The sequence below is a fragment of the Nonomuraea sp. NPDC003754 genome, assembly GCF_053605785.1.
The window spans coordinates 1-14,292 of the sequence record NZ_JBSGJX010000064.1 but is presented as its reverse complement, the minus strand read 5'-3'; the positions used below and the strand labels follow the sequence as shown (position 1 = coordinate 14,292).

Genomic DNA, 14,292 nt, shown 5'->3' with positions numbered 1-14,292 from the left:
GGCCCGCCTGACCCGGCCCGCCTGACCCGGCCCGCCTTGATCCCGGCCGCGTCTTGTTTTCGTTTCTTCGGCGGGTGGCGTTCAGCCGAGGGGGAGGAGGCGGCCCGCCACGACGAGCGTGACGTCCTCCGACTCGGCCGCCAGCCGCTGGTTCAGGCGGCCCAGCGCGTCGCGGAAGGCCCGCCCGCTGGAGGTGGAGGGGACGACGCCGAGCCCGACCTCGTCCGACACCGCGACGATCCGGTGCCGGGTCGAGCGCCAGGCCGCCACGAGCTCGTCGCAGCGCCGTACGACCTCCTCGCGACGCGCGGGCTCCTCCCACGCGCCCGCCTGGTCGAACACCGCCGCCAGCCACGTCCCCAGCCCATCGACCAGCAGCGGCGTCGTGGCCCGCGCGATCGCCTCGGCCAGCTCGGTGGTCTCCTCGCATGCCCAGTGCGCCGGACGCCTGGCCTGGTGGGCGGCGACCCGCGCGGCCCACTCGGGGTCGCCGTGGCCCGAGGGTCCCGTGGCGAGGTAGGTGACGTGCGGCTCGGCCGCCAGCCGCAGCTCGGCCTCGTCGGACTTGCCCGACCGGGAGCCGCCCAGCAGCAACGTGCGGCGTGGCGGGGCTGGGCGGGGCGGGGGAGCCTGCGCGGTGTCCACGACCGTCCCGTCCGGTACGGCCCGCGCCCCCCACAGCGCCAGCCGTCTGGCCAGCTCGGACTCCGACCTGACACGGTGGTCCAAGCCGACGGCGACGACGTGGGTCCCGGCGGTCACGAGCCCGCGCCGTCGCAGGTCGCCGAGGACGGCGGGGTCGTCGAGCAGGTCCACCAGGACGAGGTCGCACGAGGGGCTCTCGCCGCCGGACGCCGGATTCCCGGATCCCGGCACGTCCCGCGACCCAGGAGAACCGCCGCCGTGCCGACAGCCGGCCGGAAGACCGCTGAGAGCAGCGCCGAGGTCGGTCAGGGAGCGGATGCCGGACAGGTCGAGCAGCCGGGAGCCGTCAGAGGCGACGAGGAGCGGGCCCGTCGCCGCGTAGCCGGGGGGACACGCCCCACCGCCCGGCCACGGTATCCCGTCGACCTCCACGCACAGCTGCGAACGCCACCCCGGCGGCAACCCCGCGCACGACGCGCACGCGCACCCGGGCGAGGGCCAGCCGTCCCGCCCCGCCGTACCGATGAACCTGACAAGCACGCGTCACAGCGTGGCACGCCCGCGGAACCCGCGCGCCACCCGCACCCCGCCAATGAACCTGAGCGGCACGCGTCGTAGCGTGGCGCGCCTCCGCGACCTGCGCCCCGCCGCTGAACCTGAGCGGCACGCGTCACAGCGTGGTGCGCCTGCGGGACCTGCGCGCCGCCAATACCCCGGCGCCCACGAGTGCGAGCGCGGCCACGCCGCCGGCGATCCATGCCACCGGCAGTCCGCCATCCTCCAAGGGGGCGGACGGCGTGGCGGGGAGGGACGGCGCGGCGCCGCCCTTCGCGCGCGCCGGATAGTCGTTGACGGCCAGGACCGTTCCAGCCGGCTCCGCGCGCACCCTGGTGGCCAGGGCCAGCGCCTGCACCCCCGTCGCTCCCTCGGGAGCGGTGACGCACGCGGTGAGCGACGCGGGCGGTCGCTCGCCGGGGTAGGCGTCGAGGTCCGGGTCGCCGAAGTCGGTCACGACTGCCACGCGCTGGTGCCCCGAGGCGGCGGGCTCCTTGCCGCAGACCTGGTCGAAGGCGGGCAGCTCGCCGCGGGGGGACTCCGGCGCCGAGCCGTCGGGAGCCGCGGCGAACCGCCAGCCGATCACCGCCCCGTCGCGTACGGCGGCGCCCGCCTCGCCGGACAGCCATGCGGTGCCGTCGCTGTGCCAGTAGCTCCACCGGCGGGCGGCGTTCGGATCCACCCCGCCCGTGACGGGATCGGCCAGGACACGGCCGCGATGACCCAAGCCGGGATGACCCAAGGCGGAGGGGGCGGCGAGGGCGGAGACGGTCGCTGGGGGAGCGGCGGCCAGGGCCGAGACGGTCGAGGTGGAGGCGGCGGCGAGGGTGGAGACGGTCGAGGAGGAGGGAACGGCGGAGGCGGAGGCTGGGGGAGCGGCGGCCAGGGCCGAGACGGTCGCGGCTGAAGGAGAGGTAGCGGTCGTGGCTGAAGGAGAGATAGAGGGGGAGATGGCGAGGGCAGGGGTGGAGACGGTGAGGGTCGCCGCGAAGGCGAGCCCGAATGCGCGCAGCATCGATCAACCTCCATGCTCCAGGGGTATGGTGCGGGTGCCGATGTGAGCTCGGGCGATCCCGCGGAAAAGGAGCGTATGGCATGACTTGGCGCTGGCGTTATGAAAACGCGAATGGTGGTGAAGTGACCGACCGCCTGCTGCCGCGCGAGGTTTTTCCCAGCCAGGCCGACGCGGAGTCCTGGCTCGGTGAGAACTACCGTGAGCTGCTGGAATCCGGGGTCGAGCGGGTGGCTCTGCTCGAGGAGGACCGGGTGGAATATGCGGGTATGTCGTTGCGAACGGAGTGAATGAAAAAACCCCTTGGGAGCCAAGGGGTTTTTCTTTCATGCGTAACCGCTATGGCCTGGTGGCCGGCGAGATCGTCTTGGCCGGGTCACGCTCGACGATCGGGCCGAGCACGTCGTCGATCTTCTGGAGCACCTCGGCGTCGAGCTTCACGCCGGACGCCTTGACGTTGTCACGCACCTGCTCCGGCCTGGAGGCCCCGACGATGGCGCTGGCGACGTTCGGGTTCTGCAGCACCCACGCGATCGCCAGCTGGGCCATGCTGAGCCCGAGGTCGGCCGCGATCGGCTTGAGGTCCTGGACCCGGGCGAGCACGTCGTCGGTCATGAACCTGTCGATCATCTTGGCGCCGGTCTCGTCGGTGGCGCGCGAACCTGCGGGAACGGGCTGGCCGGGCAGGTACTTGCCGGTCAGCACGCCCTGAGCGATGGGCGACCAGACGATCTGGCTGACGCCCTCCTTCTCGCTCAGCGGCACGATCTCCGTCTCGATGACCCGCCAGATGGCGTTGTACTGCGGCTGGTTGGACACGATCCGGTCGAAGCCCATCTCGTCGGCGATCTTCAGCGCCTGGGCGATCTGGTCGGCGGTCCACTCGCTGACGCCGACGTAGAGGACCTTGCCCTGCCGTACGAGGTCGTCGAAGGTCTTGAGGGTCTCCTCGAGCGGAGTGGCGTAGTCGAAGCGGTGCGCCTGGTAGAGGTCGACGTAGTCGGTCTGCAGACGGCGCAGCGAGCCGTTGATCGACTCGGTGATGTGCTTGCGGGACAGGCCACGGTCGTTGGGCCCGGGGCCCGTCGGCCAGTAGACCTTGGTGAAGATCTCCAGCGACTCGCGGCGCAGGCCCTTCAACGCCCTGCCGAGCACCTCTTCGGCGCGCGTGCCCGCGTAGACGTCGGCGGTGTCGAAGGTCGTGATCCCCTCGTCGAGCGCCGCCTTCACGCACGCGATGGCGGCCTCCTCCTCGACCTGTGAGCCGTGGGTGATCCAGTTGCCGTAGCTGATCTCGCTGACCAGGAGACCGCTGCGGCCGAGGTGACGGAATTCCATGCGCCCGACTGTATCGGTTCGGGATAGTGTGCCCAGCGTGGTGAAGGTTGTACGGCATGCGCTGACCGCCGCCATCCTGACCGCGATCGCCGTACGGCTGCGCCGCCGCATGTCGGCGTCGCCGGGCACGGGGAAGGCGCAGGCGCAGCGAAAGACGCGGACGCAGGGAAAGGCGCCGACGCGGGGCACGGCGCCGACGTAGGGCACGGCGCAGATGTAAGGCAAGGCGCGGGCGCAGGGAGAGACGCCGAGACCGGTCGGCGGTGATCTCCGTGGCGCCGGTCCCGGGGCGGGTCCGGTAGGGTGCCGCGCGTGCTCAAGCTCCTGCGGATGGCCCTGACCGCCGCCGTGCTCGCCGCGATCGCGATCAGGATCGACACAAGGACCAGGACGGCCGCTCCCGACCAGGAGCCGGCGCCCGGCCTCCCTGCCAGCGGGCATCCAGGGCATCCAGGGCATCAAGGGCGTCCAGCACGTCCGGGGCGTCCAGCACGTCCGGGGCAGCCGGGGCAGCCGGGACAGCCAGAGCGCCGCCGGCGGCGGCTGGACGCCCGCTTCCTCGCGGGAGCGCTGGTGGGAGTGCTCGTCGCCGGCGTGGTGGCCGCCGGGCTGTACGCGCTCGCGGGTCGCTCGCCGCGCGAGGCCGACGTCCGGGCAGGGCGGATGCCGATGGCCGGCGAGGCCGCCAGGAGCGGGGCGCCCCAGCCCCCCGGGCAGCCCGCGGCGACCGCCGTCCCGCAGCCGTCACCCCAGCCGTCCCGGCTGTCGTCTCCGGCGACGGGGGCCACACCGCGGCCCGATCCCGCCTGCTCTCCTGAACGGCGTCCGGTGACGATCAGGCCCCTCGACCGCCAGGTCCAGCGGCAGGTGAACGCGCAGTGGCGGCGCATCGAGCGGTGGTTGCGGCGCAACGACCCGGCCGGCTACGCCTCCCTGCGCGGTCCCGGCAGGGCGCGCACGATCGCCGTCGCCGAGTCGCAGATGGGCCTGGAGTTCCCCGACGACCTGCGGGCCTCCCTGCTCCGGCACGACGGTTCGACCGGCCCCTTCGGCTTCGGCTTCGCCGAGAAGGGCACGCACAACCTCAGCATCAGGGGCATCCGCGACGCGTGGCGGCAGATGTGCGCGCTGGATCCCACCGACAGCGGGGGCGACCCGCGCGCCGAGACGTGGAAAGGCCGGATGATCCCCTACGCCGCCCGCAACGGGACCGACCGGCGCCCCGACTTCGGGGTGATCGACTCCGTCGTGGGCGACGTCAAGGCTCCGGGCATGCGGGACGTCCGGTGGCCCTCCTACCTCGCACTGCTGAGCGCCGTGGCCGACATGCTGGAGTCGCCGGACGGGTGGTACTCGGGCGTGGTCAAGCGGCCGCCCTCCTCGGAGGCGACCGAGTCCCAGTGACCGAGTCTGAGTGACCGAGCCTGAGTGACCGAGTCCGAGTGACCGAGTGACCTAGCGCCCGCGCAGCCGGGCCTGGTCCACCAGGGCGTGCCGGTGGTGGCCGTGCTGCCCGCGCAGGGCCAGGACGGCGGGCGGGAAGACGACCAGCGGCCGCATCATGCCCTCGTCCTGGTGTTCGAGCAGGTGGCAGTGGTAGGCGAAGCGCCCGCTGCCGCCTTCGAACCGTCCCGCGACCTTGACGACCTCCGCCCCGCCGACCCTGACGACGTCCTTCCATCCCTGCTCGTTCGGGTCGAGCACGCCCACCTGCTTGAAGGTCACCGGCGTCTCCGTCGTCCCCCTGTCCACCTTGAATCCGGAAATGTCGTAGACGTCGCGACTGAGGATCTGGAAGCGCATCAGGTGGATGTGCATGGGGTGCATCGCGGGAGCGACGTTGACGAACGTCCACGCCTCGGTCCCGCCCAGCGCGGCGAAGAAGTTGACGGCGTCGTCGGGCATCCGCGCCACCCGCCGGTACGTCCTGACCGTGCCCGAGGCGTCCTTGATCTGGACGACGCCTTCCGTGCCGACCGGCGCCGCAGGATCCTCGGCCATCTCCCACATCTGCGCGTGGTCGCCGCCGCCCACCATCGTGAGCACCACCCGGTGCCCGTGGTCGGCCGGCAGGTTGTCGTGCGTGGTGCGCACGAAGCTCGGCGAGATCACCGCGGGCAGCGTGAAGGAGTCGTGCGGCCTGCGGTCGGCCACCCGGAACTGCATCACGTCGGGGAAGGGGATGTTCGCCTGCGGCGCGGGCTGGCCCGGCGCGCCCGGCCCGCAGTTGACCAGCTTGACCCGCCTACCGGCCAGCGCCCGGAAGTCGACGAGCACGTCGGCCCGCTCGGCGGGCGCCAGCACCAGATCCCCGTCGATCGCCACCGGCGCGGGCAGCAGCCCGCCGTCGCTGCCGATCTGCTTGACCACGCCGGTCACCGGCTGCCCGCTCGCCTCGTCCAGCAGGCGCAGCCTGAACGTCCTGGCGTTGGCCGCGTTGAGCACCCTGAACCTGTACCACCGCGGCTCGACGTCCATGTACGGCCAGACCACCCCGTTGACCAGCGTGTACGGCCCGGCGAAGGGCCTGGTCACCACCTTCGGCGTGGTCGCGGCGATCTGCACCTTGTGCAGCAGGTCCCCGGTGAGGAGCCCGGCCGCGTCGGTGTCGAAGTTGCGGTCGCACAGGATGAGCGGGACCTCGTGCCTGCCGGCGGGCAGCCCGAGCGCGTCCTCCTCCTCGTCCCTGACCAGGTAGGCGCCCAGCAGGCCGGAGAAGACCGTCCAGGTGCCCACGTGCATGCCGTGGTCGTGGTACCAGAGCCCGGTGCACGGCTGGTCGTTGAGGTACTCCACGGCCTCGGCCTCACCGGCCAGCAGCCCGTTCTCGCTCCAGCCGTCGTTGCCCGCGTTGGTGATCGCGCCGTGCAGGTGGACGGCCAGCCAGGGCGGGATCGCCGCCACGTCGGCGCGCGGCGTGGCCCCGTCCCTTCCCGGCTGGTTGATCGGGATCGTCGGGCCGGCCGGCACCTGGACCGCGGTGACCGGCACGGTCTCGTCCTTGATCGTGTTGGTCCACGCCACCTTGACCTTCTGGCCGCGCCGTACCTCGATGGTCGGGCCGGGGAAGCTGCCGGCGTAGGTCCAGAGCCGCGTGGGCGGCAACTGGGAGTGCAGCCTCCTGCGCACCGAGCGCATCTCGAGCACGACCTCCCTGTCCTTGGGTCTGAGCACCCGAGGGACGGGCAGGGCGTCGAGGAACGGCGTGAGCGTGGCGGTGGTCGGCCGGTCGACGCCGTCCAGCTCCGGGCCGTCTCCGATGAGCGGTTCGGGTTCGGCGGCGGCCGCCGTGGTCGTGGTCACCGCGGCCGCGGCCCCCGCGGCGACGCCGAGGAACCCTCGTCTTGTCGTTCGCACCTGGTCTCCCCGTGAATGAAGAACCGGACCCCAACGGGTGGGACGAACGTGACGACTCCCAGGTTTGCTGGTTTTTCAGGAAATTTTAAGTTCCTGATGGCAGGCGCACATACCAGTACGGCCCGCGTCCTGCGGGACGCGGGCCGTACTGGTATGAAGCGAGCTCAGGCTTTGGGCGGCGCCGGCTTTCCGCCGGGCAGGAACTGCGGCGGCGGGAAGCGAAGCCTGCGGATCTGCAGCGCGCGCATGGCCGCGTAGAAGCCGATGCCCTTGATGTCCTCGTTCGGGAACTTGTCCGCGGCGGCCTTCTTCACCTTCCACGACACCCAGAACGACGTGGCCAGCACGCCCACCATCATGACCGGCCAGCCGACCGTGATGACGCCGAAGTAGACCCACTGGCGGGCCGCCGGCGGGAACGGGATCCACGTCAGCAGCAGGATGACCAGAGAGAAGGGCAGGAAGTACTGGCTGAGGACGCGGCGCGAGTCGACCCAGTCGCGAGCGAACTTGCGCACCGGGCCCTTGTCGCGGGCCGGCAGGTAGCGCTCCTCGCCGCGCAGCATGCCCTGGCGTGCCTTGTCCCGGTCGGCCGTCTGCCTGGCCCGCATCTGCTTGTAGGCCTCTTTGCGGTTGGCAGGCGCGGTCACCGGCTGGCGCCGACGCCCTTCGGCGTCACGGCGCTTCGGGGTGGGACGACCTTTGCCCTGGGGCTTAGGATCGTCAGTGGGGACGGGGGATTCGTCCACTGAGGTCTGGGTTCGGCGTCGCAACACAGCGTCAACCCTACCTGGAGTGCAACTTAGTGACGCCCCCGTGCGTTATGCGTAGGGTAATCCCAAGGCGGCTGCGCTGCACTGGGTGATCACAGCACGACCTAAGAAGGGGACGGCCGACGCGCATGAGCGTGATGAAGAGACTTTCGATGATCTTCAAGTCCAAGGCCAACAAGGCCCTGGACAAGATGGAGGATCCGCGCGAGACCCTTGACTACTCCTATCAGCGGCAGCTCGAGCTGCTGCAGAAGGTGCGCAGGGGTGTGGCCGACGTCGCCACCTCGCGCAAGCGGGTGGAGCTGCAGATCAACCAGATCGAGCAGCAGGCCAGCCGGTTGGAGGACCAGGGGCGCAAGGCGCTGTCCGTCGGGCGCGAAGACCTGGCCCGCGAGGCGCTGACCCGTCGCTCCAGCCTGCAGACGCAGATCGCCGACCTGCGGGTCCAGCACGACAACCTGCAGGCCGAGGAGGAGAAGCTCACCACCGCCTCCCAGCGGCTGCAGGCGAAGGTCGACTCCTTCCGTCACAAGAAGGAGACCATCAAGGCCACCTACACCGCGGCCGAGGCGCAGACGCGCATCAACGAGGCCTTCTCCGGCATCTCCGAGGAGATGGGCGACGTCGGCCTGGCGATCCAGCGCGCCGAGGACAAGACCGCGCAGATGCAGGCCCGCGCCGGCGCCATCGACGAGCTGCTGGCCTCCGGCGCGCTCGACGACTTCAGCGGCAGCCGCAGCGACGACATCCAGGCCGAGCTCGACCGCATGGGCGGCGGCAGGGACATCGAGCTGGAGCTGGCCAGGATGAAGGCCGAGCTCGGCCAGGGCCCGGCGCCCCAGGCCTCCATCGAGCAGGGGCAGCCGCAGGCCCAGCCGCAGCAGCAGACCCAGCAGCTGCGCCAGCCGGGGGAGCCCGCATGATCGTGCGCATCATGGGCGAGGGCCAGGTCCAGATCGACGACTCCGACCTCGGCGTGCTCAACGAACTCGACGGCGAGCTCGAGACGGCCATCGAGGCCGGCGACGAGCCCGAATTCCGCCAGAAGCTCCACGCTCTGCTCGACAAGGTGCGCCATGTGGGCAAGGCGCTGCCGGACGACAGCCTGGAGCCGTCCGAGCTGATCCTTCCCCCCGCTGACGCCTCGATCGAGGAAGTCAGGGAGATGCTGGGCGACTCGGGGCTCATCCCGGGATAGCCCGTGAGCACCCGGTTCGCGTCCGACCGCGGTCTCACCGTCCGCATGGTCATGACGATGTTCCTGCTGGGTCTGCTCTACGTCGTCTTCGTCGGCGCCCTCATCGCCCTGGGCGTGCGGGCGCTGGGCGTGCTGCTGATCGCCGGCGGCATGTTGCTGGTGCAGTACTTCCTGTCCGATCGCATCGCGCTGTTCGCGATGGGCGGGCGGGAGGTCTCGCCGCAGGAGGCGCCCGCCCTTCACGGCCTGATCGACAGGCTGTGCGCGATGGCCGACATGCCCAAGCCGAGGGTCGCCATCGCCGACTCCGACGTGCCCAACGCCTTCGCGACGGGGCGTAACAGGCAGCACTCCGTCGTCTGCGTGACGACCGGTATCCTGCGCCGGCTGGAGCCCCGCGAGCTCGAAGGCGTGCTGGCGCACGAACTCTCGCACGTCGCCCACCGCGACGTCGCCGTGATGACCATCGCCTCCTTCCTCGGCATCCTGGCCGGCCTCATGACCCGCTTCGCCCTCTACAGCGGGCTGGGCAGAAGCCGCGACAGCAACCAGGGCGGCCTGCCCATCGGCCTGATCGTGATGCTGGTCTCCATCGCCGTCTACGCCGTCAGCTTCCTGCTCACCCGCGCCCTGTCCCGCTACCGGGAACTGGCCGCCGACCGGGCGGGCGCGCTGCTGACGCAGCAGCCGTCGGTGCTGGCCAGCGCGCTGGTCAAGGTGAGCGGCGAGATGGCCAGGATCCCCACGCGCGACCTGCGCGAGGCCGAGCCGTTCAACGCCTTCTACTTCGCGCCGGCGCTGGCTCCCGGCAAGGCGCTGGCGCAGCTGTTCTCCACGCACCCGCCGCTCGAGCGGCGCCTGGAGAACCTGGAGAAGATCTCCGCGCAACTCGGGAAAGGCTGAGCGATGGGCTGGCTCGACGTGATCCTCGGCAGGTCCAAGCCGGTCCGGCCCAACCTCGACGCGCTCTTCGCGCTGCCGTCGGCGGCCGTCACGCTGCAGGCCGCCACCGGTCTGGCGCCCACGGGGGTGGGCTCGGTCAGTTTCCGCGCGGCCGAGGGCAGCGCCTTCGCGACGCTCAGCTCCGACGTCAAGGCGCTGCTGGGGGACAGGGTGGAGGAGACGCGCGACGAGTACGGGTACTCGTGGCTGGTGGTCAGGCGCGCCCCCGACGCGGTCGGCGACCTGGTCACCGAGCTGCACGCGGTCAACTCCTCGCTGGAGGGGGCGGGGTTCGGGCCGTCCCTGCTGTGCTCGCTGGTGTCCTTCGCCGACCCGCAGCAGCGTCGCCTGGCGGTCGTCTACCTGTACAAGCGGGGGACGTTCTATCCGTTCGCCCCGCTGCCGGGCCACACCAGGGACACCGCGCTCGAACTCCAGGTGCGGGGGGTGCTGGCGGGCGAGCTGAGGATAGAGGAGGACCTCGGCCGGTGGTTCCCCGTCTGGGGCGCGCCCGGTTTGTGACGCTCCCGCCCGCGCCGGGCCGCCTGTTCGAGGATCGAACCGCCATCTGGTGGGCAGACCATTCCATGATCTGGTCAAGTGGTCGTGTCGGTCGATGGGGACAGGCGGGACCGATGGTGACATGGCGCCTATGATCAAACTTGCTGTCGCGCTCGCGGCTTCGGCCGTCGCGATCGGAATGACGAGCACGCTCGGCGGTACGGCTCATGCGGCGCCGGAATCAGCGAGGGTGGTTGTGGAAGAGACGAGAAACCAGATCGCGGTCGTCGGGCAGGGCGCGGTCTCGGCCGCTCCTGACGTCATGCGCCTGACGGCGGGCGTCGAGGTCCGCAGGGCGACGGCGGGCGAGGCGTTCGCCGCGGCCAGGGCGGCGGCGGCGAAGCTCACCAGGACGCTGATCGGGGCCGGTGTGGCCGCCGACGACCTCACGACGAACGAGCTGTCGCTCGGCCCCGAGTACGAGAGCTACCCGAAGGTGTCCGGCTACCGCGGCGCCCAGGGCGTCGAGGCGGTGGTCCGCGACCTTTCCAAGGCCGACCGGATCATCGACGCGGCCGCCGCCGTCGGCGAGGAGGTCAGGCTCAACGGCGTCTCCTTCGAGGTCTCCGACCGCACCAGGCTGATGGAGGCGGCCCGCGCCGCCGCCTTCAAGGACGCGGCGGACAAGGCCAGGCACTACGCGGCGCTGGCCGGACGGCGGCTCGGCGACGTGGTCGAGATCACCGAGGAGATCACCGGCGGCCCCATCCCGATGCACGTCTCCGCCACGCTCGCGGAGGACAAGGCGTCGGTGAACCCCGGACGCCAGAACCTTGGCATCAACGTCCGGGTGGTCTACGAGCTGAGGTAGCCCGCCGAAGAACGGTGGTGCGGGCCCTTCCCACGCGGGAGGGCCCGCATCCGGCGGTCTACGGCAGGGCCAGCATGCGGTCGAGGGCGACCTTGGCCCAGTGGGTGGTGTCGGCGTCGACCGTGATCTGGTTGACCACCTCGCCGAGTACCAGCGACTCCAGCGCCCACACCAGGTGCGGCAGGTCGATGCGGTTCATCGTGGAGCAGTAGCAGACCGTCTTGTCGAGGAACGAGACGCCCTTGTCGGGGAACATCTGCGCCAGGCGCTTGACCAGGTTCAGCTCGGTGCCGATGGCCCACTGGGAGCCGGCCGGCGCCGCCTCGAGCTTCTTGATGATGTACTCGGTCGAGCCGACGTGGTCGGCCTTCAGCACGACCTCGTGCTTGCACTCGGGGTGGACCAGCACGTTGACGCCGGGGATGCGGCGCCGTACGTCGTCGACGGAGTCGGCGGTGAAGCGGCCGTGCACCGAGCAGTGACCCTTCCAGAGGATCATCTTGGCCCGGCGCAGTTCCTCCACGCTCGGCGGCCGGTGGGGGTTGTAGACGACGCAGTCGTCCAGCGACATGCCCATCTCCAGCACGGCGGTGTTGCGGCCCAGGTGCTGGTCGGGCAGGAAGAGCACCTTCTGGCCCTGCTCGAAGGCCCACTCGAGAGCCCGCCTGGCGTTGGACGAGGTGCACACCGCGCCGCCGCGCCGGCCGCAGAAGGCCTTGATGTCGGCGCTGGAGTTCATGTACGTGATGGGCACGGTGACGTCGGCGATGCCGGCGTCCTCCAGCAGCTCCCACGCCTCCTCGACCTGGTCGAACGTGGCCATGTCGGCCATCGAGCACCCCGCCGCCAGGTCCGGCAGGATCACCTTCTGGGAGTCGCCGGTCAGGATGTCGGCGGACTCGGCCATGAAGTGCACGCCGCAGAAGACGATGTACTCCGCCTGGGGGCGGGCCGCGGCCTGCTGGGCGAGCTTGAAGGAGTCGCCGGTCACGTCGGCGAACTGGATGACCTCGTCACGCTGGTAGTGGTGGCCGAGGACGAACAGCCTGTCGCCCAGCGCCTCCTTCGCCTTGCGCGCGCGCTCCACCAGCCCCGGGTCGGAGGCCGGGGGAAGCTCGCCGGGACAGTCGACGCCCTTCTCGCTGTGCGGATCGGTGCCCTGCCCGAGGACGAAGAGCGGCAGCCCTGTCTGGGTGGCCATGGCCGTACCCCCTTATCGTCGAAGTGACGACTAATGATGACACACGGCTTGGGGCGATTTGTTCCGGCCACCCGTTTCAGGTGATCGCCGCAGGCCGGAGGGTGTCCGGTCGTGCCTGCCGTATCGGGAGGAGCAGGTGGGCGCCGGTCCGCGTCCGTGGGGCGCGTCACGGGAAGGGGCCGGTTTCCGGTTCTTCTGGACGATCCATAACAACCCCGCAGACGCGGAATGCATAGCTCGCCTCCGGTGTTGGTAGCGTCTTAGTAGGACGTCAGAAACAGACAGCCGTGACACTGCGGCTGATCCAGACGCGGGAGTCAGCACATGACGGTTGAGAGCAGCGAGACCACGGCGCAGGGCCTGATCCTGACCGACGCGGCCGCGGCCAAGGTCAAGAGCCTGCTGGAGCAGCAGGGTGAAGAGGGCCTCCAGCTGCGTGTGGCCGTGCAGCCGGGCGGCTGTTCCGGTCTGCGTTACCAGCTCTTCTTCGACGACCGCTCGATGGACGGCGACATCGTGTCCGACTTCGGCGGTGTCGGCGTCGTGACCGACAGGATGAGCGCGCCGTATCTCATCGGCGCCACCATCGACTTCGTCGACACGATCGAGAAGCAGGGCTTCACGATCGACAACCCGAACGCCACGGGCTCCTGCGCCTGCGGCGACTCGTTCAACTAGGTCGGCGCCTCCAGGTCCCGCTCGCCTTTGTGCGCGCGGGACCTTCGCGTATTCTCTTGGGGCTCATTGGCTTGCTGACAACGAGGAAGAAGAACCCCGTGCGCATCGCCGTCACCGGCTCCATCGCGACCGACCATCTGATGACCTTCCCCGGAAGCTTCGGGGACCAGCTCATCGCCGACCAGCTCGACCGGGTCTCCCTGTCGTTCCTTGTCGACGATCTGCAGGTCAGGCGCGGTGGTTGCGCGGCAAACATCACCTTTGGGATGGGCTGTCTGGGCCTCAGCCCCATCCTTGTGGGAGCGGTCGGGGCGGACTTCGCCGACTACCGCTCGTGGCTGGAGCGCCATCGGGTCGACTGTGACTCGGTTCACGTCTCCGAGACCCACCACACCGCTCGTTTCCTGTGCACCACCGACGAGCAGCACAACCAGATCGCCTCCTTCTACACCGGCGCGATGGCGGAGGCGCGGCTCATCGAGCTGCAGCCGATCGCCGACCGGGTGGGCGGCCTCGACCTGGTGCTGATCAGCCCGAACGACCCCGACGCCATGCTGCGCCACACCGACGAGTGCCGCCAGCGGGGCATCCCGTTCGCCGCCGACCCGTCGCAGCAGCTGGCCAGGATGTCCGGCGAGCAGATCCGCCAGCTCGTCGACGGCGCGGCGTACCTGTTCTCCAACGACTACGAGAAGGGCCTCATCGAGCAGAAGACCGGCTGGTCCGACGCCGAGGTGCTCGACCGGGTCGGCGTCCGGGTCACCACGCTCGGCCCGAAGGGCGCGGTCATCGACCGCAAGGGGGAGCCCTCGCTCCACGTGACCCCCGCTCCCGAGCTGGGCAAGGCCGACCCGACGGGTGTCGGCGACGCGTTCAGGGCCGGCTTCCTCGCGGGCGTCGCCTGGGGGCTGCCGCTGGAGCGGGCGGGCCAGATCGGCAACCTGACGGCCACGCACGTCCTGGAGCGGGTGGGCTGCCAGGAGTACGAGCTGGGCCAGCGGGTGTTCCTCGAGCGGTTCGCCGCCGCGTACGGCCAGCCGGCCGCCGACGAGGTCGCCCAGCACCTCCGCTGCCACTACGCCTGACCACCGGTCGACGGCCACCGGGGGGGTGGGGGGGGGGGGGGGGCGGGAAGCGGGCGCGGGGCCGGGGGCGGAGCGGCAGGGGTCACGCCCGGGCTCCCGGCACCCCTCCTGGCCTGTATGGTGCGCGCGGCCCGCC

At 70.9% G+C, this 14,292-nt stretch carries 16 protein-coding genes; 10 read left to right on the top strand and 6 right to left on the bottom strand.

Annotated elements, in window-relative coordinates; translation table 11 throughout:
• Positions 1–81: 81 nt before the first annotated feature.
• The gene (locus ACWEVS_RS42885) at positions 82–1,185 is read right to left on the bottom strand and encodes a bifunctional adenosylcobinamide kinase/adenosylcobinamide-phosphate guanylyltransferase (RefSeq protein WP_452556658.1); all 1,104 of its coding nucleotides are present in this window, start codon (positions 1,183–1,185) and stop codon (positions 82–84) included.
• 130 nt (positions 1,186–1,315) lie between these two features.
• A complete protein-coding gene (locus ACWEVS_RS42880) occupies positions 1,316–2,215 on the bottom strand; it encodes an SCO2322 family protein (protein ID WP_452556656.1) in 900 nt (299 codons plus the stop codon).
• Positions 2,216–2,295: 80 nt separating this feature from the next.
• On the opposite strand from ACWEVS_RS42880, the gene ACWEVS_RS42875 reads away from it, so the two are divergent.
• Complete coding sequence (locus ACWEVS_RS42875; RefSeq protein ID WP_354919511.1) at positions 2,296–2,502, top strand: hypothetical protein; 207 nt, start codon at positions 2,296–2,298, stop codon at positions 2,500–2,502.
• Between the two features lie 49 nt (positions 2,503–2,551).
• Here the strand turns inward: ACWEVS_RS42875 and ACWEVS_RS42870 are convergent, their stop codons facing one another.
• Positions 2,552–3,550, bottom strand: a complete 999-nt coding sequence (locus ACWEVS_RS42870) for an aldo/keto reductase family protein (protein ID WP_354919508.1) — start codon at positions 3,548–3,550, stop codon at positions 2,552–2,554.
• A 37-nt stretch (positions 3,551–3,587) separates the two neighbouring features.
• Here ACWEVS_RS42870 and ACWEVS_RS42865 point away from each other — a divergent pair, with 37 nt between their 5' ends.
• Complete coding sequence (locus ACWEVS_RS42865; protein WP_452556654.1) at positions 3,588–3,752, top strand: hypothetical protein; 165 nt, start codon at positions 3,588–3,590, stop codon at positions 3,750–3,752.
• A gap of 110 nt (positions 3,753–3,862) precedes the next feature.
• On the top strand, positions 3,863–4,954 hold the full coding sequence (locus ACWEVS_RS42860; RefSeq protein WP_452556652.1) for a hypothetical protein: 1,092 nt from the start codon (positions 3,863–3,865) through the stop codon (positions 4,952–4,954).
• Between the two features lie 51 nt (positions 4,955–5,005).
• Here ACWEVS_RS42860 and ACWEVS_RS42855 read toward each other — a convergent pair whose 3' ends face one another.
• Together ACWEVS_RS42855 and ACWEVS_RS42850 are read right to left on the bottom strand one after the other, a co-directional pair.
• Positions 5,006–6,907 carry a multicopper oxidase family protein gene (locus ACWEVS_RS42855; RefSeq protein ID WP_452556650.1) on the bottom strand — a complete coding sequence of 634 codons (1,902 nt, stop codon included), beginning with the start codon at positions 6,905–6,907 and terminating at the stop codon, positions 5,006–5,008.
• A 164-nt stretch (positions 6,908–7,071) separates the two neighbouring features.
• Positions 7,072–7,656: a DUF3043 domain-containing protein gene (locus ACWEVS_RS42850; protein WP_449921457.1), complete on the bottom strand. Its 585-nt coding sequence runs from the start codon at positions 7,654–7,656 to the stop codon at positions 7,072–7,074.
• A gap of 152 nt (positions 7,657–7,808) precedes the next feature.
• Between ACWEVS_RS42850 and ACWEVS_RS42845 the strand changes: the two genes are divergently transcribed.
• The 5 genes from ACWEVS_RS42845 (at position 7,809) to ACWEVS_RS42825 (ending at position 11,192) form a co-directional block, all read left to right on the top strand.
• The gene (locus ACWEVS_RS42845; protein WP_452412901.1) at positions 7,809–8,603 is read left to right on the top strand and encodes a PspA/IM30 family protein; all 795 of its coding nucleotides are present in this window, start codon (positions 7,809–7,811) and stop codon (positions 8,601–8,603) included.
• Entirely contained in the window at positions 8,600–8,878 is a 279-nt protein-coding gene (pspAA, locus tag ACWEVS_RS42840; protein WP_354919492.1) for a PspA-associated protein PspAA, read from the top strand. Before ACWEVS_RS42845 ends, pspAA begins: the two co-directional genes overlap by 4 nt.
• 3 nt (positions 8,879–8,881) lie before the next feature.
• Positions 8,882–9,781 carry a zinc metalloprotease HtpX gene (htpX, locus tag ACWEVS_RS42835; protein ID WP_449921377.1) on the top strand — a complete coding sequence of 300 codons (900 nt, stop codon included), beginning with the start codon at positions 8,882–8,884 and terminating at the stop codon, positions 9,779–9,781.
• A gap of 3 nt (positions 9,782–9,784) precedes the next feature.
• A complete protein-coding gene (gene pspAB, locus ACWEVS_RS42830; protein ID WP_452556647.1) occupies positions 9,785–10,342 on the top strand; it encodes a PspA-associated protein PspAB in 558 nt (185 codons plus the stop codon).
• 235 nt (positions 10,343–10,577) lie between these two features.
• Positions 10,578–11,192: an SIMPL domain-containing protein gene (locus ACWEVS_RS42825; RefSeq protein WP_449921372.1), complete on the top strand. Its 615-nt coding sequence runs from the start codon at positions 10,578–10,580 to the stop codon at positions 11,190–11,192.
• A 58-nt stretch (positions 11,193–11,250) separates the two neighbouring features.
• Here ACWEVS_RS42825 and nadA read toward each other — a convergent pair whose 3' ends face one another.
• On the bottom strand, positions 11,251–12,393 hold the full coding sequence (gene nadA / locus ACWEVS_RS42820) for a quinolinate synthase NadA (RefSeq protein ID WP_449921369.1): 1,143 nt from the start codon (positions 12,391–12,393) through the stop codon (positions 11,251–11,253).
• A 324-nt stretch (positions 12,394–12,717) separates the two neighbouring features.
• Between nadA and ACWEVS_RS42815 the strand changes: the two genes are divergently transcribed.
• Together ACWEVS_RS42815 and ACWEVS_RS42810 are read left to right on the top strand one after the other, a co-directional pair.
• Positions 12,718–13,071 carry a HesB/IscA family protein gene (locus ACWEVS_RS42815; protein WP_354919477.1) on the top strand — a complete coding sequence of 118 codons (354 nt, stop codon included), beginning with the start codon at positions 12,718–12,720 and terminating at the stop codon, positions 13,069–13,071.
• Between the two features lie 98 nt (positions 13,072–13,169).
• Positions 13,170–14,156 (top strand): carbohydrate kinase family protein, encoded by a 987-nt coding sequence (locus ACWEVS_RS42810; RefSeq protein ID WP_354919474.1) that lies wholly within the window; start codon positions 13,170–13,172, stop codon positions 14,154–14,156.
• Positions 14,157–14,292 lie beyond the last annotated feature (136 nt).

Coding starts and splice junctions, on each gene's coding strand:
- ACWEVS_RS42880 (WP_452556656.1), bottom strand. CDS start 2,215: ATGCTGCGCGCATTCGGGCTCGCCTTCGCGGCGACCCTCACCGTCTCC.
- ACWEVS_RS42875 (WP_354919511.1), top strand. CDS start 2,296: ATGACTTGGCGCTGGCGTTATGAAAACGCGAATGGTGGTGAAGTGACC.
- ACWEVS_RS42870 (WP_354919508.1), bottom strand. CDS start 3,550: ATGGAATTCCGTCACCTCGGCCGCAGCGGTCTCCTGGTCAGCGAGATC.
- ACWEVS_RS42845 (WP_452412901.1), top strand. CDS start 7,809: ATGAGCGTGATGAAGAGACTTTCGATGATCTTCAAGTCCAAGGCCAAC.
- pspAA (WP_354919492.1), top strand. CDS start 8,600: ATGATCGTGCGCATCATGGGCGAGGGCCAGGTCCAGATCGACGACTCC.
- pspAB (WP_452556647.1), top strand. CDS start 9,785: ATGGGCTGGCTCGACGTGATCCTCGGCAGGTCCAAGCCGGTCCGGCCC.
- nadA (WP_449921369.1), bottom strand. CDS start 12,393: ATGGCCACCCAGACAGGGCTGCCGCTCTTCGTCCTCGGGCAGGGCACC.
- ACWEVS_RS42815 (WP_354919477.1), top strand. CDS start 12,718: ATGACGGTTGAGAGCAGCGAGACCACGGCGCAGGGCCTGATCCTGACC.